General features: G+C 64.2%; 18 protein-coding genes. 10 read left to right on the forward strand and 8 right to left on the reverse strand.

Translation table 11 applies throughout. The features are described 5' to 3' along the window. Positions 1 to 13 precede the first annotated feature (13 nt). A complete protein-coding gene (gene argA, locus LAD35_RS07475) occupies positions 14 to 1,360 on the reverse strand; it encodes an amino-acid N-acetyltransferase (RefSeq protein ID WP_224152066.1) in 1,347 nt (448 codons plus the stop codon). 285 nt (positions 1,361 to 1,645) lie between these two features. On the opposite strand from argA, the gene LAD35_RS07480 reads away from it, so the two are divergent. Both LAD35_RS07480 and LAD35_RS07485 read left to right on the forward strand, forming a co-directional pair. Next, positions 1,646 to 2,626, forward strand: coding sequence for a Bug family tripartite tricarboxylate transporter substrate binding protein (locus LAD35_RS07480; protein WP_224152067.1), 981 nt, complete (start codon positions 1,646 to 1,648; stop codon positions 2,624 to 2,626). A gap of 89 nt (positions 2,627 to 2,715) precedes the next feature. Beyond that, on the forward strand, positions 2,716 to 3,333 hold the full coding sequence (locus tag LAD35_RS07485; RefSeq protein WP_224152068.1) for a flavin reductase family protein: 618 nt from the start codon (positions 2,716 to 2,718) through the stop codon (positions 3,331 to 3,333). An 89-nt stretch (positions 3,334 to 3,422) separates the two neighbouring features. On the opposite strand, the gene LAD35_RS07490 is transcribed toward LAD35_RS07485, so the two are convergent. From LAD35_RS07490 to LAD35_RS07500, 3 genes are all read right to left on the reverse strand, one after another. Further along, positions 3,423 to 3,716, reverse strand: a complete 294-nt coding sequence (locus LAD35_RS07490) for a pentapeptide MXKDX repeat protein (protein ID WP_224152069.1) — start codon at positions 3,714 to 3,716, stop codon at positions 3,423 to 3,425. 93 nt (positions 3,717 to 3,809) lie between these two features. Further along, positions 3,810 to 4,592 carry a molybdopterin-dependent oxidoreductase gene (locus tag LAD35_RS07495; protein WP_224152070.1) on the reverse strand — a complete coding sequence of 261 codons (783 nt, stop codon included), beginning with the start codon at positions 4,590 to 4,592 and terminating at the stop codon, positions 3,810 to 3,812. Then, the gene (locus tag LAD35_RS07500; RefSeq protein WP_396022776.1) at positions 4,589 to 5,260 is read right to left on the reverse strand and encodes a cytochrome b/b6 domain-containing protein; all 672 of its coding nucleotides are present in this window, start codon (positions 5,258 to 5,260) and stop codon (positions 4,589 to 4,591) included. The genes LAD35_RS07495 and LAD35_RS07500 overlap by 4 nt, the downstream gene beginning before the upstream one ends. Before the next feature lie 87 nt (positions 5,261 to 5,347). Here LAD35_RS07500 and LAD35_RS07505 point away from each other — a divergent pair, with 87 nt between their 5' ends. The 3 genes from LAD35_RS07505 to LAD35_RS07515 all read left to right on the forward strand — a co-directional run bounded on the left by LAD35_RS07505 (position 5,348) and on the right by LAD35_RS07515 (position 8,465). Continuing rightward, a complete protein-coding gene (locus tag LAD35_RS07505; protein WP_224152072.1) occupies positions 5,348 to 6,058 on the forward strand; it encodes a response regulator transcription factor in 711 nt (236 codons plus the stop codon). Continuing rightward, entirely contained in the window at positions 6,055 to 7,551 is a 1,497-nt protein-coding gene (locus tag LAD35_RS07510) for a sensor histidine kinase (RefSeq protein WP_377779400.1), read from the forward strand. The genes LAD35_RS07505 and LAD35_RS07510 overlap by 4 nt, the downstream gene beginning before the upstream one ends. A gap of 89 nt (positions 7,552 to 7,640) precedes the next feature. Further along, positions 7,641 to 8,465 (forward strand): glycine-rich domain-containing protein, encoded by an 825-nt coding sequence (locus LAD35_RS07515; RefSeq protein WP_224152073.1) that lies wholly within the window; start codon positions 7,641 to 7,643, stop codon positions 8,463 to 8,465. A 9-nt stretch (positions 8,466 to 8,474) separates the two neighbouring features. Here the strand turns inward: LAD35_RS07515 and LAD35_RS07520 are convergent, their stop codons facing one another. Genes LAD35_RS07520 through LAD35_RS07530 form a run of 3 tightly spaced genes read right to left on the reverse strand, consistent with a single transcriptional unit; the run spans position 8,475 to position 11,418 of the window. Next, positions 8,475 to 8,675 (reverse strand): DUF2783 domain-containing protein, encoded by a 201-nt coding sequence (locus LAD35_RS07520; protein ID WP_224152074.1) that lies wholly within the window; start codon positions 8,673 to 8,675, stop codon positions 8,475 to 8,477. A gap of 11 nt (positions 8,676 to 8,686) precedes the next feature. Then, positions 8,687 to 10,435, reverse strand: coding sequence for an FAD-dependent oxidoreductase (locus LAD35_RS07525; RefSeq protein WP_377779399.1), 1,749 nt, complete (start codon positions 10,433 to 10,435; stop codon positions 8,687 to 8,689). A 26-nt stretch (positions 10,436 to 10,461) separates the two neighbouring features. Then, entirely contained in the window at positions 10,462 to 11,418 is a 957-nt protein-coding gene (locus tag LAD35_RS07530) for an MBL fold metallo-hydrolase (RefSeq protein ID WP_224152075.1), read from the reverse strand. A gap of 235 nt (positions 11,419 to 11,653) precedes the next feature. On the opposite strand from LAD35_RS07530, the gene LAD35_RS07535 reads away from it, so the two are divergent. Together LAD35_RS07535 and hrpA are read left to right on the forward strand one after the other, a co-directional pair. Further along, positions 11,654 to 12,460 (forward strand): IclR family transcriptional regulator, encoded by an 807-nt coding sequence (locus tag LAD35_RS07535; protein WP_224152076.1) that lies wholly within the window; start codon positions 11,654 to 11,656, stop codon positions 12,458 to 12,460. 171 nt (positions 12,461 to 12,631) lie between these two features. Then, positions 12,632 to 16,783 carry an ATP-dependent RNA helicase HrpA gene (hrpA, locus tag LAD35_RS07540; RefSeq protein ID WP_224152077.1) on the forward strand — a complete coding sequence of 1,384 codons (4,152 nt, stop codon included), beginning with the start codon at positions 12,632 to 12,634 and terminating at the stop codon, positions 16,781 to 16,783. Positions 16,784 to 16,859: 76 nt separating this feature from the next. Here the strand turns inward: hrpA and LAD35_RS07545 are convergent, their stop codons facing one another. Then, positions 16,860 to 17,783, reverse strand: a complete 924-nt coding sequence (locus tag LAD35_RS07545; protein WP_224152078.1) for a LysR family transcriptional regulator — start codon at positions 17,781 to 17,783, stop codon at positions 16,860 to 16,862. 176 nt (positions 17,784 to 17,959) lie between these two features. Between LAD35_RS07545 and LAD35_RS07550 the strand changes: the two genes are divergently transcribed. The 3 genes from LAD35_RS07550 (at position 17,960) to LAD35_RS07560 (ending at position 23,483) form a co-directional block, all read left to right on the forward strand. Beyond that, positions 17,960 to 18,796, forward strand: a complete 837-nt coding sequence (locus LAD35_RS07550; RefSeq protein WP_224152079.1) for an alpha/beta hydrolase — start codon at positions 17,960 to 17,962, stop codon at positions 18,794 to 18,796. A 191-nt stretch (positions 18,797 to 18,987) separates the two neighbouring features. Beyond that, the gene (locus LAD35_RS07555; RefSeq protein WP_224152080.1) at positions 18,988 to 20,229 is read left to right on the forward strand and encodes an efflux RND transporter periplasmic adaptor subunit; all 1,242 of its coding nucleotides are present in this window, start codon (positions 18,988 to 18,990) and stop codon (positions 20,227 to 20,229) included. Between the two features lie 23 nt (positions 20,230 to 20,252). After that, positions 20,253 to 23,483, forward strand: coding sequence for an efflux RND transporter permease subunit (locus tag LAD35_RS07560; protein WP_224152081.1), 3,231 nt, complete (start codon positions 20,253 to 20,255; stop codon positions 23,481 to 23,483). The last annotated feature ends 3 nt before the right edge of the window (positions 23,484 to 23,486 follow it).

The following is a 23,486-nucleotide window of genomic DNA, read 5'->3' on the forward strand; positions in this document are numbered from 1 at the left end:
AGCGTTGGCAGGTCTACAGGTACTTGACCAGCACCTGGCTCTTGCGGCTCCAGTTGTACTTGGCCTTGCGCTGCTCGGGCAGCCAGTCGGGGTCGACCGGCTGGAAGCCGCGCTTGATGAACCAGTGCATGGTGCGGGTGGTGAGCACGAAAATGCTCTTGAGGCCGATGGCGCGGGCGCGCTGCTCGATGCGCTTGAGCAGCTTTTCCCCATCACCCGTGCCCTGGCTTTGCGGCGAAACGGTCACGGCTGCCATTTCGCCCGTCTGTGCCTCGGGGTAGGGGTAGAGCGCCGCGCAGCCGAAGATCACGCCATCGTGCTCGATGATGGTGTAGGCGGAAATGTCGCGCTCGATCTCGGTGCGGCTGCGCTTGACCAGCGTGCCATCCTTTTCAAAAGGCTCGATCAGCTGCAGGATGCCGCCCACGTCGTCGGGCTTGGCTTCGCGCAGCTCTTCGAGGCGCTCGTCAATGATCATGGTGCCGATGCCATCGTGCACATACACTTCCAGCAGCAGCGCGCCATCGGTGGAAAACGGCAGGATGTGGCTGCGCTCCACGCCATCCTTGCAGGCCTTGACGCAGTGCTGCAGGTAAAAGCCCACATCGGTGGGCAGGGTGGCAGGCGGCAGCTCGGCCAGCAGCTTTTGCGCAACGTCCAGCGGCAGCTCGGTATCGATCGGGTTGTCTTCGCCCTCGGGCTCCAGCGGCTTGAGGCGGATGCCCGGCACCTCGGTCAGGAACATCAATTTGTCGGCCTTGAGCTCGATGGCAATGCGCGTGGCGACTTCTTCCATGCTCAGGTTGAACGCCTCGCCCGTGGGTGAAAAGCCAAAGGGCGACACCAGCACCATGGCACCCATGTCGAGCGTACGGTGGATGCCGCCGACATCGACCTTGCGCACCAGGCCCGAATGCATGAAATCCACGCCATCCACAATGCCGACCGGGCGCGCGGTAACAAAATTGCCGGAGATGACGCGCACCGTGGCCCCGGCCATGGGCGTATTGGGCAAGCCCTGGCTGAAAGCGGCCTCGATCTCGAATCGCAGCTGGCCCGCGGCTTCCTGGGCGCAGTCCAGCGCAACGGAATCGGTCACGCGGATGCCGTGCGAATAGCGGGGCGCGTGGCCTTTGGCAGCCAGTTGCTCGTTCACCTGCGGGCGAAAACCATGCACGAGCACGATCTTGACCCCCAGGGCCTGGATCAGCGCCAGATCCTGCGCAATCGATTGCAGCTTGCCTGCCGCGATGGCTTCACCGGTGATCCCCACCACAAAGGTCTGGTTGCGGAACTTGTGGATATAGGGTGCCACTGAGCGGAACCAGGGCACGAAGGTGAAATTGAATACAGCGGACATTGGGTGGCGTGGAGTATCTCGGTGGCAAGTGACCTGGCCTGCGTGGGGAACTGCAGGAATTCGTCAACACATTCGTTGGCCGCTATTGTTATACAAACCCAGGCCCCGCGTGCACAAGCGCCGCGCTTTGTGCCACTGAAAAGGCGGAAAAACTGTAGCCTATGCGATACGCCGTTTTCGCCCTGCGGAAGTGGAGGTTTGGCAAACGCAAACCGCACGGTGCACACAAAGCGCGGGCCTGCCCCGATGATGGCGGTTTTGAAAAACCAGAACCGGAGACAAACCATGGCCATCCTCAATCGCCGCCAAATGCTGGCCCTCGGCGCCTCGCCCCTTGCTGCCGCGCTTCCCTGGCAGGCGGCGCACGCGGCAGACTACCCCAGCAAGCAGGTGAAATTCATCGTGCCGTTCCCGCCTGGCGGGCCGGTGGATACCACGGCGCGGGCTTTTGCCGTGCCGTTGGGGCAGTTGTGGGGCCAGGCCACCTTTGTTGACAACCGCGCAGGCGGCGGCGGGATTGTGGGTGCCGAAGTGGCCGCCAAGCAGGCGCCCGACGGTTACGGCCTGTTTGTGGGCGCCATACACCATTCGGTCAATCCTTCGCTGCATGCCAAGCTGGGCTACGACATTCAGAAGGACTTTGCGCCTATCAGCTTTGCCGCCATGTTCCCGGTGTTCCTGGTCGTCAACCCCAGCGTGCCGGCCAAGAATGTGAAAGAGCTGATAGCCCTGGCCAAAAAGCCGGACAGCAACCTCAGCTTTGCCTCGTCCGGCAATGGTGGTGGCACGCACCTCGCGGGCGAGCTTTTCAACATGCACGCGGGCACCAAGCTTTTGCATGTTCCATACAAGGGCAGCGCGCCTGCCATGACCGATGTTCTGGGTGGCCAGGTGGCCATGATGTTCAGCGACGCGCCCTCGGCCATTCCCCACATCAAGACTGGCAAGGTGCGGGTGCTGGGCGTGGCCAGTCCCCAGCGATCGGCGCTGCTGCCCGATGTGCCCACCATTGCAGAGCAGGGCCTGCCCGGTTACGACGCATACTCGTGGGCCGCCCTGTTTGCACCGGCAGGTACGCCCAAGGATGTGATCGCCAAAATCAACACTGATTTCAACAAGGTGATGCGAGACCCGGAGGTCAAGCAGCGCCTGTATGTGGCAGGCGCCGAGGCCGACCCCGGCACACCCGAGGACATGGCCAGGCGCCTGAAGTCCGAGATGGACAAATGGGCCAAGGTGGTCAAGGCGGCAGATATCAAGATCTGAACCTGGGCGCCCCATGCCGGGTGAGGCCGGGTGGGGGCCAGAGGGTATCTGCGCTGCACAATAGGACGATCTGAAAGCAGTGTAAAACTATGAATTCAATAGCAGGTACCGCACAACAGCTGGGCGCTGAGACCTATTTTCAATCCGTTCCGCTGGAGAAGGCCTACCGGGTCCTCAACCATGGGCCGACGGTTCTGGTGTCTGCCCAGCACGCGGGCGAGTGCAATGTGATGGCGGCCGCCTGGGCGTGCGCGCTGGATTTCAGCCCGCCCAAGGTGACCGTGGTGCTGGACAAGGCCACCAGAACCCGGGCGCTGGTGGAAGGCAGCGGGCGCTTTGCGCTGCAATTGCCCACGGTGCCGCAGGCTGCCATGACGGTGGAGCTGGGTACGGTGAGCGCCCTGCAGCAACCGGACAAGCTGGCGCAATCGGGCGTGCAACTGTTCTCTGCGCCTGGGCATGACACGCCCCTGGTTGCCGGTTGCGCAGCCTGGCTGGAGTGCCGCCTGATCCCCGAGCTACACAACCAGCAGGCCTATGACCTGTTCATTGGCGAGGTGATGGGCGCCTGGGCCGACAGCCGTGTGTTTGCCAACGGCCACTGGATGTTCGAGACCGCTCCGCCCGAGCTGCGCACCCTGCATTACGTGGCAGGTGGGCACTTCTACGCGACGGGCGCAGCGGTGGTGGTGCCGTCGCAGCCGTGATGGGCCTTGAGCCCGGCCAAGGCGCGGCGGCGGTGTTGTTCAGCCAGAACGGACCGTTGCGATAGCGACGTTCTGGCCAAGGCCCAGGGTTACTTGCTCATGCCATCCTTGGACATGGCGTCTTTGCCCATGGCGTCCTTCTTCATGGCGTCCTTACCCATGCTGTCCTTGGACATTGCGTCTTTGTCCATGGCATCCTTACCCATAGCATCCTTCTTCATGGCGTCTTTGCCCATGGCATCCTTCTTCATGGCGTCCATGCCCATGGCCGATGGTTTGTCCATGCCCATGGCGTCCTTGGCCATCGGATCGGCTGCGAATGCGGAAGCGGTGCCCAGAGCCAGACACAGGGTGAGCGCGGTGGTGGTGAATGCGTTTTTCATGATGGAACTTTCAAAGTTGAGGTTGCAGGAAACGGCAGAAGCCGTGGGGAGAAAACGGCATGTGCCGTGGGGAAACGGAAACGCTGGCAGTCATCAGCTGCCGCCGAACCAGTTGTAGCCCTGGTCTTCCCAGTAGCCACGGTTGTAGGTGTTGCTCACGAAAATGGCTGTGATGTGCTTGGGGTTCTTGTAGCCCAGCTTGGTCGGCATGCGCAGCTTCATCGGAAAGCCATAGCGGGGCGGCAGCGGCTGCCCGTCCCAATCAAGAGCCAGCAGCGTCTGCGGATGCAGGGCCGTGGCCATGTCGATGCTGGTGTAGTAACTGTCGACGCATTGAAAGCCGACGTAGCGAGCGCTCAGATCGGCGCCCACGGCGCGCAGGAAGTCGCCAAAACGCGGGCCGCCCCACTTGCCGATGGCGCTCCAGCCTTCCACACAGATGTGGCGCGTGACCTGGCTGTGCTGGGGCAGGGCGCGCAGCTCGTGCAACTGCCAGCGGCGCTTGTCGGCGACGAGGCCGGAGACTTCCAGCCGGTAGCTGCTCGCATCCACGCGCGGTACCTCGCTTTCGGCATAGAAGGCATTGAATGGGAAGGGGCGCGCGATCATCGAGTCGGGGTAGGTCGGCGCAAGGCGCGAGCCGTCGAACAGCCAGCCCTGCACGGCATCGTTGACGCGGGAGATGCGTGTGAGCGCGGCTTCGGCAGTGGCGCTGTCGTCGATGCGGCAGCCGCTGAGCAAGGCAAGGCCGCCCAGCGTGAGTCCGCGCCTGAGGAATTGTCTGCGCGCATCCTGCGGCAGCTGTTTTGTGATCAGCTTGCGTGCCTCGGACACGATTGCGTCCGCGTTATTACGTTGCCAGATGAATGGGTTCATGCTGCGCTCTCCGGTTGTGTTTTGCGTTGCAATGTGGAGCGGCCCAGCAGCATGGTGAGCAGTGAGCGCGGAACCAGCACGACCATGGCGATGTGCACCGCGATGAAGCCGACCAGCAAGGCCATGGCTATGAAGTGAATGCGCCGCGCCATCTCGTAGCCGCCCAGCAGCTCGCGCAGCAGCGGAAACTGCACTGACTTCCAGATCACCAGGCCGCTCACCACCAACAGCACCAGGTCTGCCACGGCAAACAGATAGGCCGCGCGCTGCACCTGGTTGTAGTGGCCCAGGTCTGCATGGGACAGCCGCGCGGTCAGTGCAAGCCATGCATCGCGCAGCACGCCGCGCGGCGAGACGGGAAACATGCGCCGTGCCCAGCGGCCGGTAAGCAAGTTGAGCAGCAGGTAGGCGAGGCCATTGAGAGCCAGCAGCCACATGCCGGCAAAATGCCATTGCAGCGCGCCGCCCAGCCAGCCGCCCAGGGTGATGCCGGCGGGAAAGCGGAAATCGCCAAAAATGGGCGAGGCGTTGTAGATGCGCCATCCGCTCATCACCATGACCACGACGGCCACGGCATTGAGCCAGTGGGTGATGCGCAGCCACAGTGGCTGCAGAGGTCTGTGCTGGTGCGGAGAGGCGGAGGTGATTTGCTTTGGCATGGGGTGCATTGTTCGATGCGGCTGTTCCCCAAGTCCTCACCAAAAGTTCAATAAATCGTGATACTTGATCGTGCGCTTCTGCGGGAGAATGCACTGATGGACTCCCCAAAACGCATCCTGATCGTCGAAGATGACGAACACATCGCCGAGCTGCTGCGCATGCACCTGAGCGACGAGGGCTTCGAGGTCGAGCATGTGGCAGATGGCCACCTGGGCCTGGCCGCCGTCGAGCGTGGCGGCTGGCATGCGCTGGTGCTGGACCTGATGCTGCCCGGTGTGGATGGCCTCGAGATCTGCCGACGCGCGCGGGCCATGGCCCATTACGTGCCGATCATCATCACGAGCGCACGCTCCAGCGAGGTGCACCGCATCCTGGGGCTGGAACTGGGCGCCGACGACTATCTGGCCAAGCCGTTCTCCGTCATGGAACTGGTGGCCCGCGTGCGGGCGCTGTTGCGGCGCAGCGAGGCGCTGGCCCGCAACGCTCGGCTGGAAGCTGGCGTGCTGGCGCTGGGCGGTCTCAGCATCGACCCGATTGCGCGCGAGGCGCGGGTGGATGGGCAGGCGGTCGAGCTCACGCCGCGCGAGTTTGATCTGCTGTACTTCTTTGCACGCCAGCCTGGCAAGGTGTTTTCACGGCTCGATCTGCTCAACCAGGTCTGGGGTTACCAGCACGATGGTTACGAGCACACCGTGAACACGCATATCAATCGGCTGCGCACCAAGATCGAGAAGAACCCGGCCGATCCCCGACGCATTCTCACCGTCTGGGGCCGTGGCTACAAACTCGTGGAGGAAGCCCTGTGATTGCAAGCCTGTCGCGCCGTCTGCAGCGCCTTTCGCTGTCGCAGCGCCTGTCTTTCGTATTCGTGGCGCTGCTGCTGGCCTGCTGCGCGGCGTCGGTTGCCCTGCAGATGCGCGGCAGCGAGCGCCATGAGCAGGAGGTCATCCAGCGCCTGTCGCTGGACCTTGCGCCGCAGATTGCGCTGTATCCGGAGCTGATGGAGCCGCAGGGCTTCAACCCCACCGCAGTAAGCGGCCTGTTCGACAAGCTCATGGCGGTGAATCCGAGTGTTGAGGTGTATTTGCTGGATGCTGCAGGCCGCATCCGTTCGTATTCGGCACCCGAAGGTGCCGTCAAGCGCGAGCAGATCGATCTTGCCCCTGTACACCGCCTGCTGGGTGGCAGTGCATTGCCGGTGTTTGGTGATGACCCGCGCAGTCCCCTGGGCCACAAGGTGTTCAGCGCTGCGCCGCTGCAACTGGCGGGCCGCGACGCGGGCTATGTGTATGTGATTCTGCAGGGTGAGAACCGCGAGACATTGGCCTCGCGTGTGAATGCGGGCAGCGCGGCAAACGCCATGCTGTGGTCGATGGCGCTGGTCGCCTTGCTCGGTACGGTCGCGGGGCTGGCAGCGTTCCGCCTCATCACGCGCCCACTGCGTGCACTGACCGATGGTGTGCGCGGGCTGGAAGTCAGGGGCCTGTCGTGGCTGCCGCAGGCCAGGCCCTTGCTGCACCGCGCGGCGCGTGGCGGCGGCGAGATGGCCTTGCTGAGCCAGAGTTTCGAGCGGCTCGCAGAGCGCACCGAAGAGCAATGGCAGGCGCTGAGGCAGCAGGACGAGCAGCGCCGCGAGCTCTTTGCCAATTTGTCGCACGATCTGCGCACGCCGCTGACGTCGCTGCACGGCTATCTGGAGACGCTGCGCATGAAATCCGAGGTGCTGGCGCCGCACGAGCAGGGCCGCTACCTTGACATTGCACTGGAGCAAAGTCGCAAGGTGGGGCGCCTTGCGCAGGAGATGTTCGAGCTCGCGCGGCTGGAGTACGGCGTGGCCAAGCCGGACATGGAGCAGTTCTTTCTCACCGATCTGCTGCAGGATGTGTTCCAGAAGTTCGAGTTGACCGTGCAGGCCAAGCAGCAGCGCCTGATGGCCGACATCGCACCCGATCTGCCCCCGGTGACAGCCGATCTTGCGATGATGGAGCGCGTACTGGTGAACCTGATCGACAACGCGGTGCGTGCCACGCCAACCGGCGGCGAGATCACGGTGGGGCTGCAGCCGCATGCGGCCGGAGGCATTGAAGTGACAGTGCGCGATACCGGCCCGGGGGTATCGTCCGCCTTGAAGAAGCATTTGTTCGAGCGCCCGGTTGCAATGGATGCCGCATCACCGGGCGCGCGCGCAGGAGGTTTCGGGCTGTTGATCGTGCACCGCATCCTGCAGCTGCATGCCAGTAAGATACGGCTGGTGCCGGAGGCTGGTAGCGGAGCGGTCTTTCACTTCGTGCTTCGATGATTGCAGCCTGTACAGGAGCAATGGCGATGGTTGAAGGCACCGCGTAAGGGCTTCAACAGGCTAAGAACCTGTTCAAAGAGGTGTTCTGGATGTATCTGGTTTGGCTGGCAGGTGCGGTGGCACTGGTCGTTGGGGTGTGGTGGCGCAGGCGTATGGGGCGCTCTCGCTTGCGGCAGCAGCGTCTGCGCTATGTGCAGGCCTATGCATTTCAGCCACGCTACCACGATGCGCTGCGCGTCGCCTATCCGAGGCTGGACGCGGAGGGCTACAAGCACGCAGAGCATGCGCTGCGCCAGTTTTTCGTCATGCATCTGCTGGCACCTGGCGAGCGCTTGCTGATGCCTTCCAACCTGGCAGATGCGCTCTGGCATACCTTCATTCTGGATACGCGGCGCTACCAGCTGTTCTGCCAGCAGGCGTTCGGGCAGATGTTCCACCATATTCCATCGCATGACATGCCCCCTTCGGCAGGTGCCGCAGGCGAGGCGGGCCGAGAGCGCATGCAGGCCACCTGGAATGCGGCAATGGCGTCGAAGCGCTGGCTGCCACTGGCCATGCTGGGAGGCATACCGCTTCTGTTTGCACTGGACGCCCACAGCGGCATTGAAGGAGGGCAGCGCTTTGCCGAGGCCGATCTGCGCTATTGGGCGGTGCAGTATGCAAGGATGGCATCTGCCGCCAATGCAGACGCATCAGGCGGCAGTGGGGGCTCGGGCTCCGGTCAGTCAGACAGTCAGAGCAGTGGGAACTCGGATTGGAGCACCAGCGATCAGTCGTGTGCCAGCACGCGCAGCACGGGCGGCGATGATGGCGGCAGTAGTGGCTCCAGCGCTGGCTCCTGTGACAGCAACAGCTCCAGCTGCAGTGGCAGCAGCTGTGGTGGAAGCAGTTGCGGCGGTGGCGGCAGTGACTGATGTGGGCCTTCAGCGTGCAGCGCCAGCAGGCAGCCGCGCGGCTGCGAGGGCTGCTTGCAGCACCTCGTTGTCGCGTACATGCTGGGCCAGCAGCAGGATGAGGCGGGCGTTGAAGGCGTGGCTGTCTTCTTCGGTCAGTCCCTGGTGGGCTTCCAGCAGGGATTGGTAGAAGTCATCGCTGCCCGGCCAGGGCGTCTGGGTATCAAACATGGGCTTTTCCTTCATGCCGCGCAGGCCTGCGCTGCGGCTGTTGGCGTATCGCAGAGACCGTGGCCCAGCGCCCGGGCCATGGCGGCGGTGATGGCTTGGGCATCGGCACTGCGCCAGCGGGCGCAGATGTGCTGGTCGGGTCGCAGCAGGTACAGGGTGCCGGTCTGGGCACCCAGGCGCTGCGCCAGCAGGCCCTGGGTGTCGTGCAGCGCATGGCTTGCCTGGTGTGTCTGGGTGCTCAGTTGGTCGCCGATGCTGATGGTTTGCAGGCCGGCAATACCTGCAGCCCAGGCGGGTGGCGGGCCAAAGCACAGCAGGTTGAAATCCGGCCCCAGCTCGCGCAGGATGAAGCTGTGGCGTCCGGTGCGTGCGCACTGTACGGGAGCGTCCGGCAGCACGGCGCCCAGTAGTGCGGCGCTGGCAAAGCCGGGCGTTGCATTGCCCGGCTGGTGCAGCGGGCTGTGCTGCAGCACTGCGGGCACGGACAGCCGCCCGCTATTGACCATGCGGCGCGCAAAGCCATGGTGCTGGGCCAGTTGCAGCACGGCCTTGCGAAAGAGGTGACTGATGGCGCTCTTGGGAGTGATGAAATCGGTCGACCGGGTCGAGTTCAGAATGTTCTCGTCGGCCGCGTATTCGCGCTCGCTGCCATAGGTGTCGATCAGGCGGGCAGGTGCGTGGCCGCGCAATACGGCGTCGAGCTTCCAGCCCAGGTTGTCGGCATCCTGCACTCCGCTGTTGGCGCCGCGTGCGCCAAAGGGTGACACGCCATGGGCGCTGTCGCCGGCAAACACCACGCGGCCATGCACGAAGCGATCCATGCGCTGGCAGGCAAAGGTGTAGACGCTGGCCCAGACCAGTTCCACATCCACATCGGGCCCGAGCATGGCCTCGATGCGAGGAATGATGCGCGCGGGCTGCTTTTCCACCTCGGGGTCGGCATCCCAGCCCAGCTGGAAGTCGATACGCCACACGCCATCGGGCTGCATGTGCAGCAGCACGCTCTGGCCCGGGTGGAAGGGCGGGTTGAACCAGAACCAGCGCTCGCAGGGGAAGGGTGCGCTCAGGCGCACATCGGCGATCAGAAAGCGGTCCTTGAAGACCTGGCCGTGCGTCTCCAGCCCCAGCGCGCGCCGCACGGTGGAGCGCGATCCGTCGCAGGCCACCAGCCACTGCGCCTGCAGGTGGTAGCTGCCCTCGGGTGTCGATACGCCAATGGCCGCGCCACCCGCCGTGTTCTGCACATGTTCCACCTTGTGCTGCCAACGGATGTCGATCAACGGCAACTGCAGCGCACGCTCCACCAGAAAGGCCTCGGCATAGTACTGCTGCAGGTTGATGAAGGCCGGGCGCTCGTGGCCGGTTTCGGGCAGCAGGTCAAACTGGTAGACGGGATCGGTGGCAGCGCCTTCAAAGACCTTGCCCACCTTCCAGGCCACGCCTTTTTGTACGGCCCGCTCTCCTACGCCCAGGCGGTCCCAGATTTCCAGTGTGCGCTTGGCAAAGCACAGCGCGCGCGATCCGGTGGAGAGGTGCCTGTCATTGTCCAGCACCACCACAGGCTGGCCGCGCTGGGCCAGATCAATCGCAAGGCTCAGGCCAACGGGGCCTGCCCCTACGATGACGACCGGGTGCTGGGTGGGGGTTGCTGCATCCTGATCAGGGCTGCGCAGGTACGGAAACTCCATCGCCTGCAGGGCATCGCCGTCGGCGTGCTGCAGTTGATCGAGCAGGGATTGGCGGACAGCGGCATCTGGCATGGCGGCTCCTGGCGGTAGATGGGGAATCAGCCTTCCAGTGCCTGCCACATGGCTTGATCGCGCTCGGCTGTCCAGATGCGAGGGTCCGGGTACTGGGTGGCCTCGTCGTAGGCACGGGTTACGTCAAACGGCATGCAATGGTCAAAGATCACCCATTGGCCGTACTTGGGCTGCAGCGCGGCATAGGCTTCCTTGTAGGCCAGCTTCAGGTCCTTGCCGGCCTGGGCGCTGGCGGCAATGCTCTGGTACAGGTCCTGGATGAAGCTGCGCGTGCCCGCTAGACCGGCTGCGACCTGTTCGGGGGTCTTGAGTGCCGCCCCGCGGCCAGGTACCAGGTTGGCGGGCTGCAGCGCGGCAATGGCGTCCAGCGTGTGCGGCCAGTCCTTGAAGTAGGCATCGCCCGCGTATGGCGTGGCGTCAAACTCCACCAGATCGCCGCTGAACAGGGTGCGCTCACCCGGCAGCCAGACGACGGTGTCGCCCTTGGTGTGGCCTCGGCCGAGTTGCAGGATCTGTACTTCCAGCTTGCCCAGCCACAGGGTCATCTTGCCGGTGAAGGTGATGGTGGGCCAGGTCATGCCTGCGGGCACGCTCTCGACGTTCTGGAACAAGCGCGGAAAGCGGCCGATCTCGCTGGCCTTGTCCTGCTCGCCACGTTCCACGATGAGGTCGTAGGTGTCCTGGCTGGCAATGATGTGCTCGGCGCCATAGGCCGAAGCCCCCAGCACGCGCACCGCATGGTAGTGGCTCAGTGTCACGTAGCGGATGGGCTTGTCGGTCACTTCGCGGATGCGGCGAATCACGTCCTGCGCCATCACGGGTGTGGCCTGGGTGTCGATCACCATCACCGCGTCATCGCCGATGACGATACCGGTGTTCGGATCGCCTTCGGCGGTGTAGGCCCAGGCATGCTCGGACAGTTGCTCGAACGTCACCTTCTTCACTTCGGTGTCGGCATGGGAGGCAAAGGTTTTGGTGTTCATGGCAGGTGGTGAATTTGCTTTTGACAAATCAATTTGGTTTAGTTGAATTGATTGTCGATCAAATATTTGTTTTTGTGTAATGCATTTGATAATGGTTAATACCTAGTGCGTGGTCGGTGTTGCCTTGGCACGCTCTGGCACAGGTAGCTGGCTTGGGCGTTGGTGCAATGCATTGCTGCACAATCTGCGCTGCTGCCCATCCTTATTCTTCTCTTCCATCTTCTTGACGACTGCGATGTCCCTTCAAAATCCGTCCACACACTCCGCGCCCCTGCCTGCCAGTCGGCAACGGGGCATTCAGAGCGTCGAAGTGGGCGGTCAGCTGCTGCTGGCGCTGGTGCGTGCGGGGAGCAGTCTGGCGCTCAAGGATCTGGCGGCGCAGGCCGGCATGACGCCTGCCAAGGCGCATCCTTACCTCGTCAGCTTTGGCCAGCTGGGCCTCGTGGTGCAGGATGCTGCGGGTCTGTACGGCCTGGGGCCGCTCGCATTGCAGATGGGGGCGATTGCACTGCAGCAGGCCGATCCGGTGCAGGTGGCCAGCAGCGCGTTGCCCGAGATTGCGCAGCAGTTTGGTTGCTCGGCATCGGTGGCGGTATGGAGCAGCCAGGGGCCCATCATCGTGCACAGCGTGCAGGGGCCGCAGCAGGTGAATGTGACCATGCGGCTGGGCATGACTGCGGCGCTGTTCGAGACGGCCACGGGCCAGGTGTTTTCGGCCCTGTTGCCTGCGGCGGAGGTGGAAGCCGTGGTCAGAAACCAGGGCCTGCTGCGGCCGTGGCGCAGCGCGGCATTGGCGCAAACTCTGCAGGCCGTGCGAAAAGAGGGCATTGCCGAGGTGCGCGATGTACTGATTGAAGGGGTGACAGCGCTCGGTGTGCCGGTGTACAACGGCCTGGGCCAGCCAGTGGTGTGCATTGCGGTGATCGGCCCGCATGCGCGCTGGCAGGCGTATGCCCAGCGCGCGGGCAGCGCTCCGGCTGCTGACTGGCTGCGCGAGCGCGCAGCGCGCCTGTCGGCGCAGCTGGGGTTTTATCCGCGCTAGTTCTGCAGAAAATCGGCCTGCAGCGTACGCCCTGTGCGCGCATTAATATCAAATTTCATAGCAACCACTGCTTGACGAGTCGGTGCTCCGGGCGCAAGACGCCTGCCCGCCGCAGGGCGTTGGCTGCACGCGCCTGCGGGCTGGGCCGCGGGCGCGGATAATACGCCGCTTATGTCTTTGCAGATCACGTTTCCCGAATCGCTCCCCGTCTCCGCCCGCCGTGAAGAAATCATGGAGGCCATGGAGCGCCACCAGGTCATCATCGTTTGCGGCGAAACGGGGTCGGGCAAAACCACGCAGCTGCCCAAGATTGCGCTGGCGCTGGGGCGGGGAAAGCTCAATGCAACGCCCAGTGATAAATGGCCCCCACGCTCCTCCGCTGCGCGTGATTCGCTGCCCCCCGAGGGGGCGCCTTCCATCCTGGGGCGGCCCGGCGATGGAAAAGGTGAAGTGCGCGGCCACCTGATCGGCCACACCCAGCCGCGCCGCATTGCAGCCAGCAGCGTGGCCAAGCGCATTGCCGAAGAGCTGAACACGCCGCTGGGCGAAGTGGTGGGCTACAAGGTGCGCTTTCAGGACCGTCTGTCCAAGGACGCCTCCGTCAAGCTGATGACCGACGGTATCCTGCTGGCCGAGACGCAGACCGATCCGCTGCTCAGGCAGTACGACACCCTGATCATCGACGAGGCGCATGAGCGCAGCCTGAACATCGATTTTCTGCTGGGCTACATCCGCCAGATCCTGCCCAAGCGCCCGGATCTGAAAGTGGTGGTGACTTCGGCCACCATCGATGCGGACCGCTTTGCCAAGCACTTCGAGTCCAAGAGCGGGCCCGCGCCGGTCATCATGGTGTCTGGCCGCACCTACCCGGTGGAGATGCGCTACCGCCCGTTTGAAGATGCCAAGGACTACGACCTGAACGACGCGATTGCCGATGGCGTGGATGAGCTGTGGCAGGGTGGCAGTGGGGGCGACATCCTGATCTTTCTGCCCGGCGAGCGTGAAATCCGCGAGGCGGCCGATCACCTGCGCAAGCACCTGCAGCACTCGCCGGTATTGCGCAACGCCGAGGTGTTGCCGCTGTTCTCGCGCCTGTCGCAGGCCGAGCAGGACCGCATTTTTGAAGGCCACACCGGCCGGCGCATCGTGCTGGCCACCAATGTGGCCGAAACCTCGCTCACAGTGCCGGGCATCCGTTATGTGATTGATGCAGGAACCGCGCGTGTCAAACGCTATTCATTCCGTAGCAAGGTGGAGCAGCTGCTGGTTGAGCCCATCAGCCAGGCGGCGGCCAACCAGCGGGCGGGGCGTTGTGGCCGCGTAGCCAACGGCATCTGCATCCGCCTGTATGACGAGGCAGATTTCAACAGCCGCGCGCGCTTTACCGATCCGGAAATCCTGCGCTCGTCGCTCGCCGGCGTCATTTTGCGCATGAAGGCGCTGCGCCTGGGCGATGTGGTGCATTTTCCGTTTCTGGAGGCACCCTCGGGCCGCGCGATTGCCGATGGCTACCAGCTGCTGCAGGAGCTGGGCGCGGTAGACGACCAGGGCGAGCTGCTGCCCATGGGCAAGGAGCTGTCGCGCCTGCCGCTGGACCCGCGCGTGGCGCGCATGATTGTGGAGGCGCGCGAGCGCGGTGCGCTGGCCGAGGTGCTGGTGATTGCAGCTGCATTGAGCGTGCAGGACGTGCGTGATCGCCCGCTGGAGGCCCAGCAGCAGGCCGACCAGCAGCATGCCAAGTTCGACGACGAGAAAAGCGAATTCAGCGGCTACCTGCGGCTTTGGAAATGGCTGGCGGATGCGCGCGGCGGCAAGGTGGTGGCCAAAACCCGCAAGGAAATGGCCGCGCAGGCTGCGCCCGTCAAGGGCCTGGCCAACCTGCGCAATGCCGCTTTTTTGCCGGTGGCCCAGCGCAGCTCGGGTGCAACTGCCGTAGCTCAAACCCAGCAGGCGCCGCTGGCAGCCTTCACCCCGCAGGACGCCGTGGCCGACGAAGCCACGCACAAGCTCAGCAACCGCCAGTGGGAGCAGTTGCTGCGCCAGAATTGCATCAACATCCGCCGTGTGCGCGAGTGGCGCGATATCCATTCGCAGCTGCTCACGGTGGTGAACGAGCAGCGCTGGCCGGTGAACCAGGACGCAGCGGGGTACGAGGCCGTGCACCTGTCCATGCTCTCGGGCCTGCTCGGCAACATCGGCTTCAAGACCGACGAGGGCGATGGCTATCTGGGCGCGCGCGGCATCCGCTTCCACCCGCATCCGGGGGCGCATCTGTCGAAAAAGCCAGGGCGCTGGATCGTGGCGGCCGAGCTGGTAGAGACCTCGCGCCTGTACGGCCGTGGCATTGCCACCATCGAGCCGCAATGGCTGGAGCAGGTAGGCGCACACCTGCTGCGAAAGCAATTGCTCGATCCGCATTGGGAGAAGAAGCAGGGCGAGGTGGCTGCCTACGAGCGCGCAACACTGTATGGCTTGGTGGTGTACAGCCAGCGCCGCATCAGCTATGGCAAGATTGATCCGCAGGGCGCGCGCGACATCTTCATCCGCCAGGCCCTGGTGGAAGGCGATTGGGAAACGCGCCTGCCGTTCCTCGCCGCGAACCAGAAGATGATCGCCAAGGTCGAAGAGCTGGAGCACAAGAGCCGCCGCCAGGACGTGCTGGTGGACGACCAGTTGATCTACGCCTTTTACGACCAGCAGATTCCGCAGGACGTGTGCACCGGCCGCGCGCTGGAGCGCTGGTTCAAGGACGCGAGCGCGCAGAACCCGGATCTGCTGCGGCTCTCGCGCGATGAGTTGATGCGCCACGAGGCTGCGGGTATCACCACGGCATCCTTTCCCAAGACCATCAAGTTGGGTGGCGTGGATTGCACGGCCAGCTACCTGCACCAGCCGGGCGATCCACGCGATGGCGTGACGGTGACCGTACCGCTTTTTGTGCTGAACCAGGTGAGCGAAGAGCGTGCCGAGTGGCTGGTGCCGGGCATGCTCAAGGACAAGATCCAGGCCCTGCTCAAGAGCCTGCCGCAACGGCCGCGCAGCCGTTTTGTGCCGCTGGCCGAAAACGCACAGCGCCTGGCCGAGTTGCTGGGCGCGGGCGAGCGCTTTGGCGATGGAAGCTTGACGGAGGTGCTGCTCAAGCAGGCGCGCGATGAGACCTCGCTCGACATCAAGCGCGCGGATTTCAAGCTCGACATGCTCAGCCCGCATCTGTTCATGAACTTCCGCATCACCGACGAGCACGGCCGCCAGTTGGGCCAGGGCCGCAACCTGGGTGCATTGAAGGCCCAGTGGGGCGCCAAGGCGCGTGGCGCCTTCCAGGCGCTGGCTTCATTAAAGATAGCGGGCAGCGCCGGTGAGTTGGCGGGTTCCGATGAAAAACCAGCTGAAGCGAGCGTAAAGAAAGCGCAGCCTGCTCCTGAAAAGGAAGCCGCCCAATCACGCAAGGCGCAGCAGGCCCCCAGCATGCCTGCGGAGGCGCGCCACACGGACTGGAGTTTTGGTGAGCTGCCTGAGTTGATGGAGATCAAGAAGGGCAGCCAGACCCTGATTGGTTTTCCTGCGCTGATCGACCATGGCAGCGCCGTCGGCATCGAGGTGTTCGACGAGCCTGAGGTGGCCGCGAGCCGCCACGCGCTGGGCCTGCGGCGCCTGTTTGCACTGCAGATCAAGGATGCGCTCAAGTACCTGGAAAAGAACATTCCCGATCTGCAGAAGATGGCCGTGGCCTACATGCCGCTGGGTACGCAGGAAGAGCTGCGCGAGCAGATCATCAATGTGGCCATTGACCGCGCTTTTCTACAAGAGCCGCTGCCGATGAATGCCGAGCAGTTCAAGCAGCGCGTGCAGGACGGCCGGGGGCGCCTGACCCTGATCGCCAACGAGGTGGCGCGCATGGCCGCCGGCATTCTGCAGGAATACATGGCGGCGGTGCGCAAGATCAAGGACACCAAGAATGCGCCGGACGCCACGCAGGACGCGCAGCAGCAGTTGCAGAAACTGATGCCCAAGAACTTCATCGCCGTGGCGCCCTGGGCGCAGCTGGGCCACTATGCGCGCTACCTCAAGGCGATCACCGCGCGCCTGGACAAGTACCGCGCAGACCCAGCCCGCGACGCCACCAGGCAAAAAGAGTTGCAGCCGCTGGAGCAGCGATACTGGCGCCTGGTTGCCGAGCGCAAGGGGCAGGTGGATGCCCGCATGCAGGAATACCGCTGGATGCTGGAGGAGCTGCGCGTGAGCTTCTTCGCGCAGGAGCTGCGCACGCCATACCCGGTCAGCACCAAGCGGCTGGACAAGGTGTGGGCCCAGTTGCAGCAGTGATGGTGCAGCGCCGTGCCATCTGTGGCGCGGCGGGCTCCAGTTGCAGCCGCAGCCCAGGATTGTTGGCAAATACGTTCTAAACGCTGCTCTGGCCCTGCAGCAGCGGGTTTCTTGCGAACAGATCGACCACCCAGTCCACAAAGGCGCGCACCTTGGCGCTGAGGTGGGAGTTGGGCGGGTAGACCACGTAGACTGGCAAGAGCGGGTGCTTCCAGTCTTCCAGCACCTGCTGCAGCTGGCCGTTTTTCAGGTGCTCGTTGATCTGGAAACGGCTCGCCTGGCCAATGCCCTGGCCTGCCAGCAGCGAGAAGATATAGGCATTGCTTTCGTTGACGCACAAGTGCGCGGGACCTGCGATCTCGATCACTTCGCCGTTCTTGTGAAACTCCAGCGGATAGCGCCGCGCAGACACTGGCGAGAAATAGATCACGTTGCGATGGCCGGTTTCCAGGTCACGGGGGTGCTGGGGAATGCCGTGGCGCTCCAGGTATTGGGGAGCTGCAACGGTAATGAAGTCCAGGTTGCCGATGCGGCGCGCCACAAGCGATTGGTCGGCCAACTCTCCGCCGCGGATCACGCAGTCCACACTGTCGCTGATGAGATCCACCGTGCGGTCGCTCACGCCCAGGTCCATCTGGATTTCGGGATAGCGGGACTGGAACTCGGCCAGGTGCGGAATGATGAGCAGGCGCGCTACCGACGTTCCCACGTCCACGCGCAGGCGGCCGCGCGGCGTGGTGCGAGCCTGGCTCACGCTGGCCTCCAGGTCGTCGAAATCAGCCAGCAGGCGCACCGCGCGGTCATAGTAAGCCGCGCCATCGGCCGTGACCGTGACGCGGCGCGTGGTACGGTTGAGCAGTTTCACGCGCAGGCGCTCTTCCAGCGCCTGCACGTTCTTGGTCACACTGGCTTTGGGCACCTGCAGCGAATCGGCTGCCCGCGTGAAAGTGCCGGCTTCCACAACCCGCGCGAAAATACGCATGGCCTGAATCTGATCCATGGGATCTCCTTGTCCTCGCGAAATCTCGGGCTCGCCGAGGATTCGGGATTCTCACACACAGCTTGGCCTGTCATTATTCAAGAATTGGAAACAGTGTGGCCGCGTTTGCGGGGTTTATGCCGCCAATGCGTAACGCTACATTCTCATCTCATCGGCCGGACCCGTCCGGAAACCCCATGTTGAACACCAAAAAACCTGCACCAACCACCAACTCCCATACCGACACCACCATTGAGGTGGCAGGCGGCATGCAGGCCAGCGTGCGCATGTATGGCAGCAAGAAGCGGGGAGAGATCTCTCCGCTGGTGGTGCATTTTCATGGTGGCGCTTTTGTGACGGGTGACCTGGACAACGGCTGCACCGTGGGCAATGCCCTGGCAGCTGCCGGGGCCTGCGTGGTGTCGGTGGCCTACCCGCTGGCGCCGGAGCATCCGTTTCCCCGCCCGCTGGAGCTGGGGTACGCGGTGCTTCAGTGGGCCCACAAACAGCGTGTCAGGCTGGCCGGCAAGGGTGCGCCGCTCTATCTGGCGGGCGAGGAGGCCGGTGCCAACCTGGCCGCCGGCGTCTGCATGATGGCGCGTGACCAGTTGCACCCGCCGCTGGCGGGCCAGATTCTCATCTCGCCCATGCTCGACCCCTGCGCTGCCACGCCTTCGCAGCGCGCTGCGCAGGGCGATTCCGTCAAATGCAAGTGGGCCTCGGGGTGGTGCCAGTACCTGGGCGGCTCGCACGATGCCGAGCATCCCTATGCCGTGCCCGCCAGGGCGCATCGGCTGGCGGGGCTGCCACCCTCACTGATTCTGGTGGGGGGGGACGACCCGATGCGCGATGAGGCCCTGGGGTATGCCCAGCGCCTGGAAGCTGCCGGATTGACCGTCTTCCAGCATGTGTTCGAGGGCGCCGGTCAATGGCCCGATGCCCTGGTGGAGCCACCGCCCGAACCGTGCCCTTGTGCCGTGCAGATGCAGGAGCAGCTGCACAAGTTCTTCGAGACAACGCGATGTCGGCTGTGAGCTGACCGTGCCTTGCTGAGACCGCTGCCTTGATCTGGCCCCTGTATCCATAGGCCGGAGCAAGCAAAAGCGCGCTTTTTTCGTTTTTTGATCCTCATTCGATTCCTGGCCCGAGCGCTGGAAGGGGTGAGCTTTGCCTGCCGCAGGAAGGTTTTTTCCTGCATCCACTCATAGAACCTGAAGACACTGCCATGAACGACAACACCCAACCCTCCCTCCGCCGCCGCTGGTGGGCCGCTGCTGGCGTTGCCGCAGCCATTACCGCAACGGCCGGAGCCGTCCTGGGCCTGCAGCCATCGCACGCCGAGGCACCCGCGCAACAGGCAGCGCCGCCAGCCGTGCCGGTTTCGGTGGCGCAGGTTCTGCAGCAGGATGTGACGCTGTGGAATGAATTTTCCGGCCGCCTTGAAGCGGTGCAGCGCGTCGATGTGCGCCCGCGCGTCTCCGGCGCTGTGCAGGCCGTGCACTTCAAGGAAGGCGCGCTGGTAAAGACGGGCGATCTGCTCTTCACCGTGGACCCCGCACCCTATGCGGCCGAAGTTGACCGCGCCGAGGCGCAGGTCGTTGCCGCCAGGGCGCGCATGGCCTATACACAAAGCGAATCCGAGCGGGCCACGCGCCTGTGGGATGAGCGCGCCATCGCGCAGAAGGAATACGACGAACGCGTGAATGCCCAGCGCGAAGCCGATGCGAACCTGCGTGCTGCCCAGGCAGCGCTGCAGACGGCCAGGCTGAACCTGGGCTACACGCAGGTGAAGGCGCCGGTGAGCGGACGGGTGGGGCGCATCGAGATCACCGTCGGCAACCTCGTGAGCTCCGGCGCCGGAGCCCCAGTGCTGACCACCCTGGTGTCGGTGGATCCGATGTACGCCAGCTTCGATGTGGATGAGCAGATCGTGGCCAATGCCCTGCAGGGTCTGGAAGACACCCGCAAGGGCCGCAGCGCCCGCGCGATGATCGAGACCATCCCCGTGCAGATGGGCGTGGGCGTGAACGGCGCAACGCCCTATACCGGCCACCTGCAACTGATCGACAACCAGGTCGATGCGAAAAGCGGCACGGTACGCGTGCGTGCGGTGTTCGGCAATGCCGATGGCATCTTGATGGCGGGGCAGTTTGCCCGCATCCGCATGGGCCAGCCGCAAAGCACCCAGGCCGTGCTCATCAACGAGCGCGCCGTGGGCACAGACCAGAGCAAGAAGTTCGTGCTGGTGATCGGCGACGGCAACAAGGCCGAGTACCGCGAAGTGCAGCTGGGCGCGCCGGTCGATGGCCTGCGCGTGGTCACCACCGGCCTCAAGGCGGGTGAGCGCATCGTCGTCAACGGCCTGCAGCGCGTGCGCCCGGGCGTCGTCGTCGCGCCGCAGGACGTGCCCATGGACGCCAAGGCCGAACTGGCTGACAGCCGCCCTGCAAAGCAGCCCGCGGCCTGAGAACCCTTACATCCTCCGACATCATGAACCTCTCCCGATTTTTCATCGACCGCCCGATCTTTGCGGGCGTGCTGTCGGTGCTCATCTTTCTCGCAGGCCTCATCGCCATGCGAACACTGCCGATCTCGGAGTACCCCGAAGTCGCGCCGCCTTCGGTGGTGGTGCGCGCGCAGTACCCGGGTGCCAGCCCCAAGGTGATTGCCGAAACCGTGGCCACGCCACTGGAAGAGTCCATCAACGGCGTGGAAGGCATGCTCTACATGGGCAGCCAGGCCACGACCGACGGTGTGATGACGCTCACCGTTACTTTCAAGCTCGGCACCGATCCTGACAAGGCCCAGCAGTTGGTGCAGAACCGCGTCTCGCAGGCCGAGCCGCGCCTGCCCGAGGAAGTGCGCCGCCTGGGCGTAACTACGGTCAAGAGCGCACCCGACCTCACCATGGTGGTGCACATGGTCTCGCCCAATGGCCGCTACGACATTGATTACCTGCGCAATTACGCCGTGCTCAACGTGAAGGACCGGCTGGCCCGCATTCCTGGCGTGGGGCAGGTGCAGATCTTTGGCGGCGGCGATTACTCGATGCGCGCCTGGCTCGACCCGCAGAAGGTGGCGCAGCGCGGCCTGTCCGCCAGCGACGTGGTGGCGGCCATCCGCAAGCAGAACGTGCAGGCGGCCGCTGGCGTGGTGGGCGCATCGCCCGGCCTGCCGGGCGTGGACACGCAGATGTCGATCAACGCGCAGGGGCGCCTCTCCAGCCCCGAGGAGTTTGGCGACATCATCGTCAAGACCGGTGCGGACGGCGCTGTGACGCGGCTGCGCGATATCGCCCGGCTGGAGTTGGGGGCGGCCGATTACTCACTGCGCTCGCTGCTCAACAACGACCCGGCTGTGGGTATGGGCGTCTTCCAGGCACCCGGATCGAATGCGCTGGAAATCTCGGACAACGTGCGCAAGACCATGGCCGAGCTGGCCCAACTCATGCCCGAGGGCGTGGAGTACCGCATTGCGTATGACCCGACGCAATTCGTGCGGGCATCCATCGAGTCGGTGATCCATACACTGCTCGAAGCCATTGCGCTCGTGGTGATCGTGGTGATCCTGTTCCTGCAAACCTGGCGCGCTTCCATCATTCCTTTGCTGGCAGTGCCGGTGTCGGTGGTGGGCACCTTTGCCGTGCTGCACCTGCTGGGTTTCTCGATCAATGCGCTCTCGCTGTTCGGCCTCGTGCTGGCCATTGGCATCGTGGTGGACGACGCCATCGTGGTGGTGGAAAACGTGGAACGCAACATTGAAGCGGGGCTCACGCCGCGTGAGGCCACCTACCGCGCCATGCGTGAGGTGTCGGGCCCCATCATCGCCATTGCGCTGGTGCTGGTGGCGGTGTTTGTGCCGCTTGCTTTCATCAGCGGCCTCACGGGGCAGTTCTACCGCCAGTTTGCGGTCACCATTGCCATCTCCACGGTGATCTCCGCCATCAACTCGCTGACGCTGTCGCCTGCGCTGAGTGCGTTGCTGCTCAAGGGCCACCATGAGCCCAAGGATGCACTCACGCGCGGCATGGACCGTGTGCTGGGCGGCTTCTTCAAGCGCTTCAACGCGGTGTTCCACCGGGGCTCCGAAGCCTACAGCGGTGGCGTGCGCCGCGTGATCGGGCACAAGGCCGGCATGCTGGTGGTGTACCTGGCGCTGGTGGGCGCGACCTGGGGCCTGTTCCATCTGGTGCCCGGCGGCTTCGTGCCAATGCAGGACAAGCAGTACCTCGTCGGCTTTGCGCAACTGCCCGATGGCGCGACGCTGGACCGCACCGACAACGTGATCCGCCGCATGGGTGAGATCGTCAAGAAAAACCCGAACGTGGAGGATGCGATTGCCTTCCCGGGCCTGTCGATCAACGGCTTCACCAACAGCTCCAACGCGGGCATCGTGTTCGTGACGCTCAAGCCCTTTGCCGAGCGCACACGCGCTGACCAGAGCGGCGGCGCAGTCGCCGGGCAGCTCAACCAGGCCTTTGGCGAGATTCAGGACGCCTTCATTGCCATGTTCCCGCCGCCGCCAGTCGCGGGCCTGGGCACCACGGGGGGCTTCAAGCTGCAGATCGAAGACCGGGGCTCGCTGGGCTACGCAGGCATGGATGCCGCCGTGAAGGCCTTCATGGCCAAGGCATACCAGACGCCGGAGCTGGCGGGCCTCTTCACCAGCTGGCAGGTCAATGTGCCGCAGCTCTATGCCGATATCGACCGCACCAAGGCGCGCCAGCTGGGCGTGCCGGTGACGGATATTTTCGAGACGCTGCAGATCTACCTGGGCAGCCTGTATACGAACGATTTCAACGAGTTTGGCCGCACCTACAGCGTGCGCGTGCAGGCCGATGCGGCATTCCGCGCGCGTCCTGAGGACGTGGGCCAGCTCAAGGTGCGTTCGATGACGGGCGAGATGGTGCCACTGTCGGCGCTGATGAAGCTGGACGCCAGCTTTGGCCCCGAGCGCACCATGCGCTACAACGGGTTTCTGGCCGCCGATGTGAATGGCGGGCCTGCGCCGGGCTTCTCGTCGGGGCAGGCGCGTGCGGCGGTCGAGCGGGTGGCGGCCGAGACGCTGCCGCCAGGCATCGGCTTTGAGTGGACGGAGCTGACCTACCAGGAAATCCTGGCAGGCAATTCGGCGGTGCTGGTGTTCCCGATTGCCATTTTGCTGGTGTTCCTGGTGCTGGCTGCGCAATACGAAAGCCTGACGCTGCCGATTGCCATCATTCTCATCGTGCCCATGGGCCTGCTGGCGGCGATGACTGGCGTATGGCTCTCGCATGGTGACAACAACGTGTTCACGCAGATCGGGCTCATCGTGCTGGTGGGGCTGTCTGCCAAGAACGCGATCCTGATCGTCGAGTTCGCCCGGGAGCTGGAGTTTTCAGGGCGCACGCCGGTGCAGGCCGCCATTGAGGCGAGCCGCCTGCGCCTGCGGCCGATTCTGATGACTTCGATGGCTTTCATCATGGGCGTGTTGCCTCTGGTGCTGTCCACGGGGGCCGGTTCTGAAATGCGCAGCGCCATGGGCATTGCCGTGTTCAGCGGAATGATCGGTGTGACCGCGTTCGGCCTGTTTCTGACTCCCGTGTTCTACGTGGTGCTGCGTCGCCTGGCGGGCAACCGGCCGTTGCAGCAGCACGGCAGCCATGTGGCGCCGATCAGCGAGCCCGGCCACGGTGGATCGGCGATGCCCGTGCTTGCCGCAGCGCGTGGTCATGACGAATGAACG

Source organism: Comamonas odontotermitis (genome assembly GCF_020080045.1).
GTDB classification, from domain to species: Bacteria; Pseudomonadota; Gammaproteobacteria; order Burkholderiales; family Burkholderiaceae_C; genus Comamonas; species Comamonas odontotermitis.

Bases quoted from the DNA above. Each gene is read 5' to 3' on its own strand.
- argA (WP_224152066.1), bottom strand. From the start codon at position 1,360: ATGTCCGCTGTATTCAATTTCACCTTCGTGCCCTGGTTCCGCTCAGTG.
- LAD35_RS07480 (WP_224152067.1), top strand. From the start codon at position 1,646: ATGGCCATCCTCAATCGCCGCCAAATGCTGGCCCTCGGCGCCTCGCCC.
- LAD35_RS07485 (WP_224152068.1), top strand. From the start codon at position 2,716: ATGAATTCAATAGCAGGTACCGCACAACAGCTGGGCGCTGAGACCTAT.
- LAD35_RS07490 (WP_224152069.1), bottom strand. From the start codon at position 3,716: ATGAAAAACGCATTCACCACCACCGCGCTCACCCTGTGTCTGGCTCTG.
- LAD35_RS07495 (WP_224152070.1), bottom strand. From the start codon at position 4,592: ATGAACCCATTCATCTGGCAACGTAATAACGCGGACGCAATCGTGTCC.
- LAD35_RS07500 (WP_396022776.1), bottom strand. From the start codon at position 5,260: ATGCACCCCATGCCAAAGCAAATCACCTCCGCCTCTCCGCACCAGCAC.
- LAD35_RS07505 (WP_224152072.1), top strand. From the start codon at position 5,348: ATGGACTCCCCAAAACGCATCCTGATCGTCGAAGATGACGAACACATC.
- LAD35_RS07515 (WP_224152073.1), top strand. From the start codon at position 7,641: ATGTATCTGGTTTGGCTGGCAGGTGCGGTGGCACTGGTCGTTGGGGTG.
- LAD35_RS07520 (WP_224152074.1), bottom strand. From the start codon at position 8,675: ATGTTTGATACCCAGACGCCCTGGCCGGGCAGCGATGACTTCTACCAA.
- LAD35_RS07525 (WP_377779399.1), bottom strand. From the start codon at position 10,435: ATGCCAGATGCCGCTGTCCGCCAATCCCTGCTCGATCAACTGCAGCAC.
- LAD35_RS07530 (WP_224152075.1), bottom strand. From the start codon at position 11,418: ATGAACACCAAAACCTTTGCCTCCCATGCCGACACCGAAGTGAAGAAG.
- LAD35_RS07535 (WP_224152076.1), top strand. From the start codon at position 11,654: ATGTCCCTTCAAAATCCGTCCACACACTCCGCGCCCCTGCCTGCCAGT.
- hrpA (WP_224152077.1), top strand. From the start codon at position 12,632: ATGTCTTTGCAGATCACGTTTCCCGAATCGCTCCCCGTCTCCGCCCGC.
- LAD35_RS07545 (WP_224152078.1), bottom strand. From the start codon at position 17,783: ATGGATCAGATTCAGGCCATGCGTATTTTCGCGCGGGTTGTGGAAGCC.
- LAD35_RS07550 (WP_224152079.1), top strand. From the start codon at position 17,960: ATGTTGAACACCAAAAAACCTGCACCAACCACCAACTCCCATACCGAC.
- LAD35_RS07555 (WP_224152080.1), top strand. From the start codon at position 18,988: ATGAACGACAACACCCAACCCTCCCTCCGCCGCCGCTGGTGGGCCGCT.
- LAD35_RS07560 (WP_224152081.1), top strand. From the start codon at position 20,253: ATGAACCTCTCCCGATTTTTCATCGACCGCCCGATCTTTGCGGGCGTG.